The 12,527-nt window shown below is 68.0% G+C and carries 14 protein-coding genes; 4 read left to right on the top strand and 10 right to left on the bottom strand.

Going from position 1 to position 12,527, the window contains the following annotated elements:
• Positions 1-21: 21 nt before the first annotated feature.
• From ACFWX1_RS41260 to mca, 9 genes are all read right to left on the bottom strand, one after another.
• Positions 22-1,257: an acyl-CoA dehydrogenase family protein gene (locus ACFWX1_RS41260; protein WP_378395337.1), complete on the bottom strand. Its 1,236-nt coding sequence runs from the start codon at positions 1,255-1,257 to the stop codon at positions 22-24.
• Positions 1,254-2,123 carry an SDR family oxidoreductase gene (locus ACFWX1_RS41255; protein WP_378395335.1) on the bottom strand — a complete coding sequence of 290 codons (870 nt, stop codon included), beginning with the start codon at positions 2,121-2,123 and terminating at the stop codon, positions 1,254-1,256. Before ACFWX1_RS41255 ends, ACFWX1_RS41260 begins: the two co-directional genes overlap by 4 nt.
• Positions 2,123-2,992 carry a MaoC/PaaZ C-terminal domain-containing protein gene (locus ACFWX1_RS41250; protein ID WP_378395334.1) on the bottom strand — a complete coding sequence of 290 codons (870 nt, stop codon included), beginning with the start codon at positions 2,990-2,992 and terminating at the stop codon, positions 2,123-2,125. The genes ACFWX1_RS41255 and ACFWX1_RS41250 overlap by 1 nt, the downstream gene beginning before the upstream one ends.
• Position 2,993: 1 nt before the next feature.
• Positions 2,994-3,428: an SRPBCC family protein gene (locus ACFWX1_RS41245; RefSeq protein WP_378395333.1), complete on the bottom strand. Its 435-nt coding sequence runs from the start codon at positions 3,426-3,428 to the stop codon at positions 2,994-2,996.
• 32 nt (positions 3,429-3,460) lie between these two features.
• Positions 3,461-4,651, bottom strand: a complete 1,191-nt coding sequence (locus tag ACFWX1_RS41240) for a lipid-transfer protein (protein ID WP_378395332.1) — start codon at positions 4,649-4,651, stop codon at positions 3,461-3,463.
• A 348-nt stretch (positions 4,652-4,999) separates the two neighbouring features.
• The gene (locus ACFWX1_RS41235; RefSeq protein WP_378395331.1) at positions 5,000-5,620 is read right to left on the bottom strand and encodes a TetR/AcrR family transcriptional regulator; all 621 of its coding nucleotides are present in this window, start codon (positions 5,618-5,620) and stop codon (positions 5,000-5,002) included.
• Between the two features lie 5 nt (positions 5,621-5,625).
• A complete protein-coding gene (locus ACFWX1_RS41230; protein ID WP_378395330.1) occupies positions 5,626-6,942 on the bottom strand; it encodes a family 1 glycosylhydrolase in 1,317 nt (438 codons plus the stop codon).
• A gap of 190 nt (positions 6,943-7,132) precedes the next feature.
• Positions 7,133-7,495: a hypothetical protein gene (locus ACFWX1_RS41225; RefSeq protein ID WP_378395329.1), complete on the bottom strand. Its 363-nt coding sequence runs from the start codon at positions 7,493-7,495 to the stop codon at positions 7,133-7,135.
• A gap of 9 nt (positions 7,496-7,504) precedes the next feature.
• Entirely contained in the window at positions 7,505-8,407 is a 903-nt protein-coding gene (gene mca / locus ACFWX1_RS41220) for a mycothiol conjugate amidase Mca (protein WP_378395328.1), read from the bottom strand.
• Between the two features lie 147 nt (positions 8,408-8,554).
• On the opposite strand from mca, the gene ACFWX1_RS41215 reads away from it, so the two are divergent.
• From ACFWX1_RS41215 to ACFWX1_RS41205, 3 genes are all read left to right on the top strand, one after another.
• Positions 8,555-9,001: a DUF4307 domain-containing protein gene (locus ACFWX1_RS41215; RefSeq protein ID WP_378395327.1), complete on the top strand. Its 447-nt coding sequence runs from the start codon at positions 8,555-8,557 to the stop codon at positions 8,999-9,001.
• A gap of 194 nt (positions 9,002-9,195) precedes the next feature.
• Positions 9,196-9,696, top strand: coding sequence for a transcription elongation factor GreA (gene greA, locus ACFWX1_RS41210; RefSeq protein ID WP_378395326.1), 501 nt, complete (start codon positions 9,196-9,198; stop codon positions 9,694-9,696).
• A gap of 90 nt (positions 9,697-9,786) precedes the next feature.
• Positions 9,787-10,599, top strand: coding sequence for an MBL fold metallo-hydrolase (locus ACFWX1_RS41205; RefSeq protein ID WP_378395324.1), 813 nt, complete (start codon positions 9,787-9,789; stop codon positions 10,597-10,599).
• 74 nt (positions 10,600-10,673) lie between these two features.
• Here ACFWX1_RS41205 and ACFWX1_RS41200 read toward each other — a convergent pair whose 3' ends face one another.
• Complete coding sequence (locus tag ACFWX1_RS41200; protein WP_378331145.1) at positions 10,674-11,147, bottom strand: Lrp/AsnC family transcriptional regulator; 474 nt, start codon at positions 11,145-11,147, stop codon at positions 10,674-10,676.
• A 120-nt stretch (positions 11,148-11,267) separates the two neighbouring features.
• Here ACFWX1_RS41200 and hppD point away from each other — a divergent pair, with 120 nt between their 5' ends.
• Entirely contained in the window at positions 11,268-12,464 is a 1,197-nt protein-coding gene (hppD, locus tag ACFWX1_RS41195) for a 4-hydroxyphenylpyruvate dioxygenase (RefSeq protein ID WP_378395323.1), read from the top strand.
• Positions 12,465-12,527: the final 63 nt, after the last annotated feature.

Genomic DNA, 12,527 nt, shown 5'->3' with positions numbered 1-12,527 from the left:
GGCCTTCAGAGACTGGGAGCTTCAGCCGCCCAGCAGGCCCTTGGCGATGTGGGTCACCTGGATCTCGTTGCTCCCGGCGTAGATCATCAACGACTTCGCGTCCCTGGCCAGCCGTTCGACCTGGTACTCGGCCATGTAGCCGTTGCCGCCGAAGAGCTGCACCGCCTCCATCGCGACCTCGGTGGCCGCCTCGGACGAGTACAGCTTCATCGCCGAGGCCTCCGCCAGCGTCGGCGGCTTGCCCGCCCGCGTCGCCTCGATCGCCTGGAACACCATGTTCCGCACGTTGATCCTGGCGACCTCCATCTTCGCCAGCTTCAGCTGGATCAGCTGGAACCGCCCGATCTCCTGACCCCACAGCTTGCGGCTCTTCGCGTAGCCGAGACAGAGCCGGTGGCATTCCTCGATGATCCCGAGCGACAACGCGGCGACGCCGATCCGCTCGGCGGTGAAGCTCGCCCGCGCACTGTCCCGGCCGTCCCCACCACGGGATTCCTCGGTCTCGCCGAGCAGCCGATCCGGGCTCAGCCGCACGTTGTCGAAGAACAGCTCGCCGGTGGGCGAGGACATCATGCCCATCTTCTTGAACGGCCTGCCCTGCGTCAGACCGTCCATTCCGGACTCCAGGACGAAGGTGAGCACCTTGCGGTCCCGCGGATCGGTGCCGTCGCCCTCGTCCAGCTTGGCGTAGACGACGATGATGTCCGCGTACGGCCCGTTCGTGATGAACGTCTTCTGTCCATTGAGGACGTACCCGTCACCGTCGCGGCGGACGTAGGTCTTCATGCCGCCGAACGCGTCCGAGCCGGAGTCCGGTTCGGTGATCGCCCACGCCCCCACCTTTTCGAAGGTGACCAGCCCTGGCAGCCAGCGCTCCTGCTGCGCCAGCGTCCCCTTCGCCTGGATGGTCTGCGCGGTGAGCCCGATGCTCACACCCATCGACGCGACGAGCCCCAGGCTCGCCCTGGCCAGCTCGCTCGCGGCGATCAGCGCCATGGACTCCTGACCGCCGAGGCCGCCGTCGGAACTCTTCTCCGGCGTCTCGCCCGCGGCCTTCGCCCGCGCCCTGGCGAACTGCTTCTCCAGTGCTTCCGCGGCCATCGCGCCGACCCCGAAGGAGGCGAAGAACTTCCGGATCAGGTCATACGGCGGCAGGTCACCGCTCTCCAGCTCCGCCGACACCGGCCGGATCTCTTTGTCGACAAATTCGCGGATCGCGTCCCGGATCAGCAGTTCCGTCTCGGACCACTCGATCATGGCAACCTGCTGGCGATGTCGTCGATACGCCAAGGCCCGTCGGTCTCGATGGTCTTGACGTCGTGCCAGCCCGCCAGTTCCGAGATCGCCCCGCCCTGCACCGCGAACACCTTGCCGGTGATCGGGCACTTCTCGGTGGCCAGGTACGCCACCAGCGGGGAGATGTTGGCCGGGGAGAACGCGTCGAACTCGCCTTCTTCGACCTCCTGCGCGAAGATCGCTCCCATGCCCGGCGTCGCCAGGGTGAGCCGCGTGCGCGCGATGGGCGCGATCGCGTTGGCGCGGACGCCGTAGCGTTCCAGTTCCTCGGCCGCGACCAGGGTCATCGCCGCGATGCCCGCCTTCGCGGCGCCGTAGTTGACCTGCCCGGCGTTGGGCAGTGTCGTCCCGGACGCCGACGCGGTGTTGATCACCGACCCGGCCACCTGCTCACCCGCCTTGCTCGCCGCCTTCCAGTACGCCGCCGCGTGGTGCAGCACCGCCGCGTGCCCCTTAAGGTGCACCGCGATCACCGCGTCCCACTGCGACTCCTCGAGGTTCGCGATGAACGCGTCGCGCAGGATGCCCGCGTTGTTCACCACCACGTCGAGACGGCCGAACTCGTCGACAGCCTGGCTGACCAGCTCCGCGGCACCGGACCACTCGGCGACATTCCCGGTGTTGGCGACGGCTTTCCCGCCCGCCGCACGGATTTCCTCGACGACCTCCTGCGCGGGGCCCGCGTCCGTGCCGCTGCCGTCGTTCCCGCCGCCGAGGTCGTTGACCACGACGCTCGCGCCCTCGGCGGCGAACAGCAGCGCGTGCTCGCGGCCGATGCCGCGGCCCGCGCCGGTGATGACGGCGACCCGCCCGTCCAGCGTTCCCATCAGCTTGTCCCTTCGGAGATCTCGGCGAGTCCGTCGGAGATCACCACGGTGTCCCCGACTTTCGTTTCGTACGCGTAGCTGGTGACGCCGCCCGCGGACCCGGCACGCCAGATCGTCGTGCTCAGATCCTGGCCCGGCAGCACGGGTTTGGCGAACCGCACCGCGAGCCGGCGCAGTCGGTCCACATCGGACTCGCCGAGTTCGGTGAGCAGGGCCCACGAGGTGAACGCCATCGTGCACAGGCCGTGCGCGATGATCCCGGGCAGCCCCGACGCCTTCGCGATCTCCTCGTCGAGGTGGATCGGCATCGGGTCGCCCGCGGCCGGACCGTAGCGGAAAGTCTGGTCGTCGTCGACATGCTGGCTGACCTTGCCCGCTGCCGAGTTCGCCCGCAGCGCCTCGTCGAACTTGTGCTCCGGCGCCAGTTCTCCGCGCTCCTCGCCGGTGTCGAAACCCCGGACGAAGAACATCACGTACTGCTCGTTGACGAGTTCGCCCGCCTCGTCGCGGGTTTCGAGGTAGACCGTCGCCCGGGTCCCCTTCGGCAGGCCCTGATAGCCGATCATCTTGCCGCGGGAGACCAGCTTGTCCCCCGGCCGGATCGGGCGGTGGAACCGGAAATCCTGTTCCCCGTGCAGGACGTTCCCGAACAACGAGGGCGGCACGACCTCCAGCGCCGGTTCCAGCAGCGACTGGAACACCGGGACGATCGCGAACACCGGGCTCGCCACGTCCCCGGCGAGATGCCGCTCGATCGGGTCGTTGGTCGCCTTCGCGTACTCGATCAGCCGTTCCCTGGTGACCTCGAACCGGTTCTCCTCGGTCCATTTGTCCAAACCGGACGGATCGAAACGCAGCTCTTCCGCCATGTCAGGCCCCGACCAATGCCTTGAACTTCTCCAGCGACTCGTCGAGGTTCTTCTTGCCGTCCTTCTCGACGGCCTTGCCGAGCGCCCCGACGATCATCTGGCCGCTGAACTCCGCGTCGATGGCCGCCTTCGACCCCTCGCCGGACGCCTCGACCGACAACCGGAAACTCACCTTGACCCCGGCCATCCCGGTTCCGGAGATGACCAGTTTGGACGGTGCCTCGAACTCGTCGACTGTCCAGGTGATGGTGTTCGGCATGCCGAGCATGGTGACCACTTCGGACGCCTGCGCACCCTTCGAGAACTCGGCCGGGACCTCGCCCTTCCACTTCGTGTGGATGGTCAGCCACTTCTCGAAGTTGTGGGGATTGGAGAACTCCGCCCACACCTTGTCCGGGGTGGCGGGAAGCTCGACCGACGCACTGATCTGGCCCATGACGTTTCCTCCTGGTTTCGCGGGGTGCGGGTTCAGCGCTCGGCGCGCTGGTAGGCGGTGACGACGGCGGCGCCGCCGAGTCCGATGTTGTGCTGCAGGGCGGCGGTGACGTCGTCCACCTGGCGCTTGTCCGCGGTGCCGCGCAGCTGCCAGGTCAGTTCGGCGCACTGGGCGAGCCCGGTCGCGCCGAGCGGATGCCCCTTGGAGATCAGGCCACCGGACGGGTTGACCACCCATTTGCCGCCGTAGGTGGTATCGCCGGAGTCGACGAGCTTGCCCGCCTCGCCCTCGGCGCACAACCCGAGGGCCTCGTACAGCAGGAGTTCGTTGGCGGAGAAGCAGTCGTGCAGCTCGATGACCTGGAAGTCGTCCGCGCCGAGCCCGGCCTGCTCGTACACCTGACGCGCGGCCTGGACGTTCATGTCGTAGCCGATGATGTTCTTCGCCGTACCGTCGAAAGTGGACTGGAAGTCGGTGGTCATCGCCTGCCCGACGATCTCCACCGCCCCGCCCGCGAGGCCGTGTTCCTCCACAAAGGACTCGCTGGCAAGGATCGCGGCGCCCGAACCGTCCGAGGTCGGCGAGCACTGGAGCTTGGTGAGCGGGTCGTAGATCATTCGCGAATCGAGAATGTCTTGCAGCGTATAGGCATCCTGGAACTGCGCGTAAGGATTGTTCACCGAGTGCCGGTGGTTCTTCTCGCCGATCTTGGCGAAGTGCTCGGCGGTCGTGCCGTAGGCCTTCATGTGCTCGCGCCCCGCCGCGCCGAACATCCACGGCGCCGGCGGGAACAGCACCTCGGAGATCTCGGCCAGCGCCTGGATGTGCCTGCCCATCGGCTGTTCGCGGTCGTCGTAGGTCGAGCCGAGCGAGCCGGGCTGCATCTTCTCGAAGCCGAGCGCGAGCGCACAGTCCGCGCGTCCGCCGCGGATCGCCTCCGCCGCAAGGTAAAGCGCCGTCGACCCGGTGGAGCAGTTGTTGTTGACGTTGACCACAGGGATCCCGGTCATCCCCAGCTCGTAGACCGCGCGCTGCCCGGACGTCGACTCGCCGTAGACGTAGCCGACGTAGGCCTGCTGGACCCGTTCGAAGCCGATCCCGGCGTCTTCGAGCGCTTTGGTGCCGGACTCCCTGGCCATCTGCGGGTAGTCCCAGCCCTCCCGCCTGCCGGGCTTCTCGAACTTCGTCATCCCGACGCCGACGACGTAGACCTTGTTCGCCACCGCAGCACTCCCTCGTCCTCGACCTGACCGATACCCGAGAAGATACAAGCTTGCCTGTATTTATCAAGGCCCGACCGCCCGCCGATGACCTTGAACGCCTTGTTTCAGCAGGTCAACGCGCCAAGATTTACATACAATCCTGCACGCATGTCTGCCGCAGACGGCTGCTCGCCTCGGTGACCCGATGGTGCCGGAGGTCGCCCCGGATCCACCGGCACTCGGAGGACGTGAATACGCGGTGCGCTCGACCGCCGAATGTGTCCGTCGCGAACGCTCCGTTCGCGACGATCAACGTCCCGAACGGAGCGTTCGCGACATACGCTGCTACAAAAGCCACCCCCATGATGGCTAGGTCCGCGCGGCGAGCGACGGAGCGAGCAGCCGCAGATGGCGTTTCGCGCGCTGCCAGCGACGTTCGAGCACGGCTTCCTCCGCGCTCCCCGGACCCGGCGCGGCGACCTCGCTGACCAGGATCCCCCGCACGACGTCCATCGCGGTGTAGAGCCAGTGCCGGACTTCCCGGTCCGCCGCGAGCTCGGGGTACAGCCCGGCCACGAACTCCAGCAACGCGCCGGTGACCAGCTGCTCGACCTCCCGCAGCTGTGCGCGGAGCTCGGCGTCGGACCGCGCCGCCGTCCACAGTTCGACGGTGGCCCGGAACAGAGGTCCACTATGGACGGACCAGAGCAGGTCAAGGCCGATGCCGACCGGATCGTCGGCGGCCCGCAGCCGTTCGAGTTCGGCCTGCGCCAGATCGGTGCGGGCGGTCGCGAGGTGCCGCACGGCGGCCGTCACCAGGTCGGCCTTCGCCGGGTAGTGGTGCACCAGCGCGCCGCGGGTCACCCCGGCGCGTTCGGCCACGCGGGTGGTGGTCGTGCCGGCGTAGCCCTCCTCGACAAGGCAGTCGATGGTGGCTTCGAGCAGCCGGGCACGCGTGGCGGCGCTGCGCTGCTCCTGGGTACGGCGCACGAGACTCAGGGTAACCTCGCCAGCGGCCCGGGGTAAGCGGCCGGATTCAGGCAACTGCCCAGCGGATCCACGAGCGAGCAGAACGCGGGCCGCGCGGCAGGCAGATAGTTCGCCGGATTACCACCGCCGCGGATCAGTGCGCGGAAGGTGGCCACGGCGCCGGTCGGCCGCCGGGTCAGCGCCGGGTCGGCGAGCGCGTCCACTGTGTACAGTCCGAACCTCGGCCGGTAGCTGCCCCACTCGTAGTTGTCGGTGATGCTCCAGTAGTTGAAGCCGATGACGTTCATCCCGTCGGCCTTCGCGCGCTGCACCCAGTAGAGGTGATCACGCAGGTGCTGCGAACGGCTGTACCCATCGGGACGCGCCGTGCCGTTGTCGGTCGGCATCCCGTTTTCCACCACATAGAGCGGCAGGTTCGGGAATTTGCGCGCGTAGTACCGCAGCACGTAATAGATCCCGTCGGGCTGCGGAGTGATTTTCCAGAATTCACCGGTTATCCCGTGGATCGCGGTGAGGTTGTCGAGGCTGGCGCCGTAGTAGTAGTCGACGCCGAGGAAGTCGAGCTTGTCCTTGACGCGGTCGACGAAGGTCAGATCGAGCAGGCCCTCCACCGGTGGCTGGTACGCCGCGTTGCTGGAGACCCTCGCGCCGGGGTCGAGCCGGTGGATCAGGTCGTAGGCCTGCCGGTGCGCGTCCACGAGCTTGCCGAACATGTCGAGCCCCTTGAACCAGGGAAGCCCGCCATTGCGGATTTCGTTGAGCACGTAGACGGTGGGCTCGTTGATCGTGATCCACTGGGCACCCTTGCCCCGGTACCGCTCGACGACGCGGCGCGCGTTGGCCAGCCACTCGCCGACCATCCTGTCGCCGCCCCACCCGCCCTGCTCGGCCACCCACCCCGGGTACACCCAGTGGTCGAGAGTGATCATCGGCTTCATGCCCGCGTCGAGGATGTGCTGGACGACGTCGTCGTAATAGGCGAGTTCGGCTTCGTCGAGCTGCCCTTGCCACGGCTCGATCCGCGCCCATTCGACGCTGAACCGGAACACCTTCACACCCAGGTCCCTGGCACGCGCGATGTCCTCGGCGTAGCGGTGCCGGAAGTCGACCGCGTTACCGTACGGGTCCTTGATCGCCGGAGTCCTGGCGTCGACGTAGCGCTTCCAGTTGCTGTCCGGCGCCGACCCCTCCGACTGGAACCCGGCCGTCGCCACGCCCCAGGAAAAGGCTTCGTCCGCCGCCGCGGGCTGGACGCCCGCCAGCATCGTGCCCAGCACGAGCGTTACGCCCGTGAAGCCGCGCCACCAGCGTTGTGTTCGCATCCGACACCCCGGGCAATCGTGAATGAGATTCAGATTTCCGGGAAGGGTAGCAGGAAGGACACGCCCGACGCATGATCAACCACGGAGAGTCAGCGATATCGTCCGCAAAAGCCGTGAAGGACTCCTTACCGGCACTGAGCGCCGGTAAGGAGTCCTTCACGGACTGGGACGGATTCGGGAGCGGCCCGGGTCAGTCGGCCTTCGCGGCCTTGTCGGGGACCTTGCGTTTCTCCTGCTCGGCGGGCTCAGCGGGCTCGGCGGCCTCCGCGTGCTGCTGCTCGGCCGCGGCGGGCTGCTGCTCGTCCTTCGCCTCGGCGGCGTCCTGCTGCCCGGCGGGCTCGTCGAAGCTCTTCGGGAGACGCTTGAGGTGCTTCGTCATCGACCGGACCAGCAGAGCCACCGCGATCAGGAACAGGATCAGCACCAGCAGGCCGAGCGGGGACGACTTGCCGAAGTCCTCGCCCTGGCCGCCGTTGTCCCCTTTGTCGGGCTGCTGCGCCAGCACCAGCGCCGTCGTCGGGGCGACGGCCACCGCCGGCAGCGTGAAACTCATGTCCTCACCTTACTCCGTGACCCCCGCGAACAGATCGTCCTCCGGCAGTGTGCTGTCCACCAGCGACTTGACCAGCTCGTACTCCTCGGTCGGCCAGATCTCCCGCTGCAGCTCCAGCGGGACGGCGAACCAGCGGCTGGTCGGGTCGATCTGGGTCGCGTGGGCCTTGAGCGCTTCGTCACGCTGCTCGAAGTAGTCGGCGCATTCGACCCGGGTGGTGACGCGCTCCATGACGTCCGCCTTGTCGGGGTCCCAGGACTTGAGCCACTCGGTGTAGGGCGACTCCAGCCCCGCCTCCTCCAGCGCGGAGTGGAAGGCGAGCATCCGGGCGCGGGAGAACCCGTGCACGTAGTACAGCTTCAGCGGCTGCCACGGCTCGCCCGCGTCCGGGAAACGCTCCGCGTCGCCCGCGGCGTCGAAGGCCGCCATCGAGACCTCGTGTGTGCGGATGTGGTCGGGGTGCGGGTAGCCGCCGTTCTCGTCGTAGGTGACCACGACGTGCGGACGGAACTCGCGCACGACCTCGACCAGCGCCTTGGTCGACTCCTCCAGCGGGACGACCGCGAAGGACCCTTCGGGCACCGGCGGCAGCGGGTCGCCCTCGGGCAGGCCGGAGTCGATGAAGCCGAGCCAGCGGTGACTCACGCCCAGGATCTTGGCCGCGCGAGCCATCTCGTCGCGCCGGATGTCGGCCATGTTGGCCAGCACCTCCGGCCGGTCCATCGCCGGGTTGAGGATGCTGCCGGCCTCGCCGCCCGTGCAGGTCACGACCATGACCTCGTGTCCCTCGGCGGAGTACTTCGCCAGTGTCGCCGCGCCTTTGCTGGACTCGTCGTCCGGGTGCGCGTGCACCGTCATCAGGCGCAGGCGTGGCTTGTGACCGTCGTCTGTCAGTTCGTCAGCTCGCACCATGCTCCGAACGACCCCTTCTCATTCCTTATTCCCGCCCCCAGTTCCGTGCCCCGGAACGGGTTCACGGATACTCGACCACGGACGCGCCCGCGGCCGTCCCTCCATTGTCCCCGCGGGTACGACAAGACCGACCGGGAGGCCCGGGTTTTGCGCACAGACGAGGTAGCGGCCGACGCCGGTGCCGTGGCGCCGCCCCCGGATCGCTACGGCAGGTCCCGGCAGCGCAGGTCCCGGCCGTGGCGCCGGTGGCTGTACCTCGCGCTCGCGCTGGTCGTCGGCGGCGTGGTCGCGTATGTGGCGTACCTCAACCTCGGCTCGGCGCCGATCGACGCCGAGCGGATCGGCTTCGTCCTCAAGCCGGACAGCGCGGAGATCACCATCAATGTGACCCGCGACGACGACAACCGCGCGGGGGTCTGCATCGTGCGGGTCCGCGACAAGTCGGGCGCCGAAAGCGGCCGCAAGGAACTCCTGGTTCCCGCCGGTGCCAAGTACAGCAGGCTCAGCACCGTGGTGAAGAGCATCGGGCCGCCGGTCACCGCGGACGTCTACGGCTGCTCGTACGACATACCACGCTACCTGTCAAGCCCCTAGCGGCCAACGGAGTGAAACGCGCGTCCAACGCCCGCGCTGCGTGGAAAAACCGGCGTCGGCTCACCATGCCGTGATATCCTGAGCCACCAGCACGGCCCCGGACGGGCCGTGTTTTTCCTTTATCTCAGCCACGCGGCGAGAATTCCGCGTGGTGGCCGGCTTGTATACCCAAGCCTGGCAGGCCCGACGAGGAGATGGTGACCGTGAGTGACACGAAGGTGACCTGGCTCACCCAGGATGCCTACGACAGGCTCAAGCACGAGCTCGACGAAATGATCGAGAATCGGCCGGTCATCGCAGCGCGCATCAACGACAGCCGCGAGGAGGGTGACCTCAAGGAGAACGGCGGTTACCACGCGGCGCGCGAGGAGCAGGGGCAGGCCGAGGCCCGTATCCGCCACCTGCAGGAGCTGCTGCGGTCGGCGAAGGTGGGCGAGGCGCCCGCCAACGACGGCACCGCCGGCCCCGGCAAGGTGCTGACCGTGCGTTACGACGGCGACGACGAGCCGGAGAAGTTCCTGCTCGCGACCCGCGAGGAAGGCGCCGAAGGCGACCTCGACGTGTACTCCCCCGAGTCGCCGCTGGGCAAGGCCCTGCTCGGCGCCAAGGAGGGTGAGGAGCGCGAGTACGAGCTGCCCAACGGCAAGACCATGAAGGTCACGCTGCTGCAGGCCGTGCCGTACAGCGAGAGCTGACGAGACCGGCGCGCCCGGCCGGTCGCATGGCCGGGCGCGCATGGGTCCCGGCTAGTGTTCCCCCGGTACGTCTTACTGGGAGGGCTCACTATGAGTAGCGAACCGATGTGCGCGACCTGCGGAATGCAGTACGCGCAGCCGCGGCAGGACTGTCCCATCTGCGAGGACGAGCGTCAGTACGTCCCCGTGACGACAGGCCAGCGCTGGACCGATCTGGACACCGTCCGCGCGAGCGGCGACTACGTGCCGCGGATCGAAGAGCAGGGCCCCGGCCTCATCGGCGTCGGCTCGACGCCGAACTTCGCGATCGGCGAACGCGCGCTGCTGGTGCAGGCCGCGTCCGGCAACTTCCTGTGGGACTGCGCCGGGTACATCGACGACGAACTGATCCGCCAGGTCAACGAGCTTGGCGGCATCACCGGCATCGCGATCAGCCACCCGCACTACTACACGACGATGGTCGAATGGTCCCGCGCCTTCGACGTGCCGATCTACCTGCACGAGAAGGACCAGCAGTGGATCGGGCGGCCGGATCCGGCCATCCGCCTGTGGTCCGGGACGACGCTCGACGTCGCGCCGGGCCTGCGGCTGATCAACCTCGGCGTGCACTTCGCGGGCGGCACGGTCCTGCACTGGCCCGACGGCGAGCACGGCCGCGGCGCGCTGTTGTCCGGCGACATCGTGCAGGTCGTCCCCGACCGCACGCACGTGGGCTTCATGTACAGCTACCCGAACCTGATCCCGGAGCGGCCCAGCGTCGTCCGGCGCGCGGCGGAGCTGCTCGAGCCCTACGCGTTCGAGGCCATCTACGGCGCTTGGTGGGACGCGATCGTCCACTCCGACGGGCACGAAGTCGTTCAGCGCTCGGCGAAGCGCTATCTGACCTACGCGCTCGAAGCCTGATTCACGACCGCGCGGTGCGTGCCCAGACCCGGCCGGACGCACCCGCGGTGCCACACACACAGCACATCCCGCCCTCACGACCGCGCGGTGCGTTCCAGCAAGGGACGCACCCGCGGTGCCACCGGCGTCGACAGGGCGATCGACGTCGAGGTGCGCAGGACGTCCGGGACGCTGACGACCTCGTCGATGACGCGCTGCAGATCGTCGTTGCCACGCGCCACCATCCGGACGAACAGATCGCCCTGTCCGGTGGTGGCGTGCACCTCGCAGACCTCGTCGATCGCGGCGAGCGCCTCGGCGACTCCGGCGCGTTTGCCCTGCGCGATCTCCAGCACGGCGAACGCGGTGAGCCCGTAGCCCATCGCGGCGAGGTCGACCTCGGGCGGGAAGCCGCCGAGGATGCCGCGTTCGGTGAGCCGGTCGAGCCGCGCCTGCACCGTCCCGCGCGCGACGCCGAGACGCCGCGCGCATTCGAGCACGCCGAGCCGGGGCGCGTCGGTGAGCAGCAGCAAGAGCCGCGCGTCCAGCGCGTCCAGGGTTTCCGACACTGCCGTTCCTCCTGCGCAGGTTGTCCAAGATGTCGCCACGTAACGGTGTTCGACTAGGCAGATTGTCCAGTCGAAACAACAACCATTGCACATCTTGCCGCATAAACGGATGCTTCGACCATGACCACAGTCGATTCCCCCGGTGCCCTCGACGACGTTTCCTACGACCAGCTCCGCCAGCTCGTCGGCCTCGTCGACCACGACGCCTCGACCGACCCGTTCCCGGTCAAGTCCATGGACGCGGTGGTGTTCATCGCGGGTAACGCCACCCAGACGGCCTGGTTCTACCAGGTCGCCTTCGGTATGCAGCTGGTCGCCTACTCCGGCCCGGAGACCGGCGAATTCGAGCGCAAGTCCTTCGTGCTGAAGTCCGGCTCGGCGCGCTTCGTGATCACCGGCGGGGTCAAGCCGGACTCCCCGCTGCTGGATCACCACCGCAAGCACGGCGACGGCGTCATCGACCTGGCGCTGGAGACCGACGACGTCGACAAGTGCGTCGAGCACGCCCGCGCGCAGGGCGCGACGATCCTCGAGGAGCCGCACGACGTCTCCGACGAGCACGGCACTGTGCGCGTCGCCGCGATCGCGACCTACGGCGAAACCCGCCACTCGCTGATCGACCGCTCGCGCTACAACGGCGTCTACCTGCCCGGCTACGAGCCGCGCGAGAGCACGGTGAAGCGGCCCGAGGGCGCGCCGAAGCGGCTGTTCCAGGCCGTCGACCACTGCGTCGGCAACGTCGAGCTCGGCAAGATGGACTACTGGGTCGACTGGTACCACCGCGTCATGGGCTTCGTGAACATGGCGGAGTTCGTCGGCGACGACATCGCGACCGAGTACTCGGCGCTGATGAGCAAGGTCGTCTCGAACGGCAACCACCGGGTCAAGTTCCCGCTGAACGAGCCTGCGGTGGCGAAGAAGAAGTCGCAGATCGACGAGTACCTGGAGTTCTACGACGGCGCGGGCTGCCAGCACATCGCCTTGGCCACCAACGACATCGTGGCCACGGTGACCGCGATGCGCGCGGCCGGCGTCGAGTTCCTGGACACCCCGGACTCCTACTACGACGACCCGGAGCTGCGGGCGCGGATCGGCGAGGTGCGCGTGCCGATCGAAACGCTGAAGGAGCACAAGATCCTGGTCGACCGCGACGAGGACGGCTATCTGTTGCAGATCTTCACCAAGCCCATCGGCGACCGGCCGACGGTGTTCTACGAGCTGATCGAGCGGCACGGCTCGCTCGGCTTCGGCAAGGGGAACTTCAAGGCGCTGTTCGAGGCCATCGAGCGCGAGCAGGAGCGCCGCGGCAACCTCTGACGCTGGGACGAACCGGACGGTCCGTGGGGGCCTCCTTGAGGGATCCAGAGTCCCTCAAGGAGC

This window comes from Amycolatopsis sp. NPDC059021 (assembly GCF_042739895.1).
Lineage (GTDB): Bacteria > Actinomycetota > Actinomycetes > Mycobacteriales > Pseudonocardiaceae > Amycolatopsis.
This window is presented reverse-complemented; position numbering and strand designations above follow the sequence as displayed.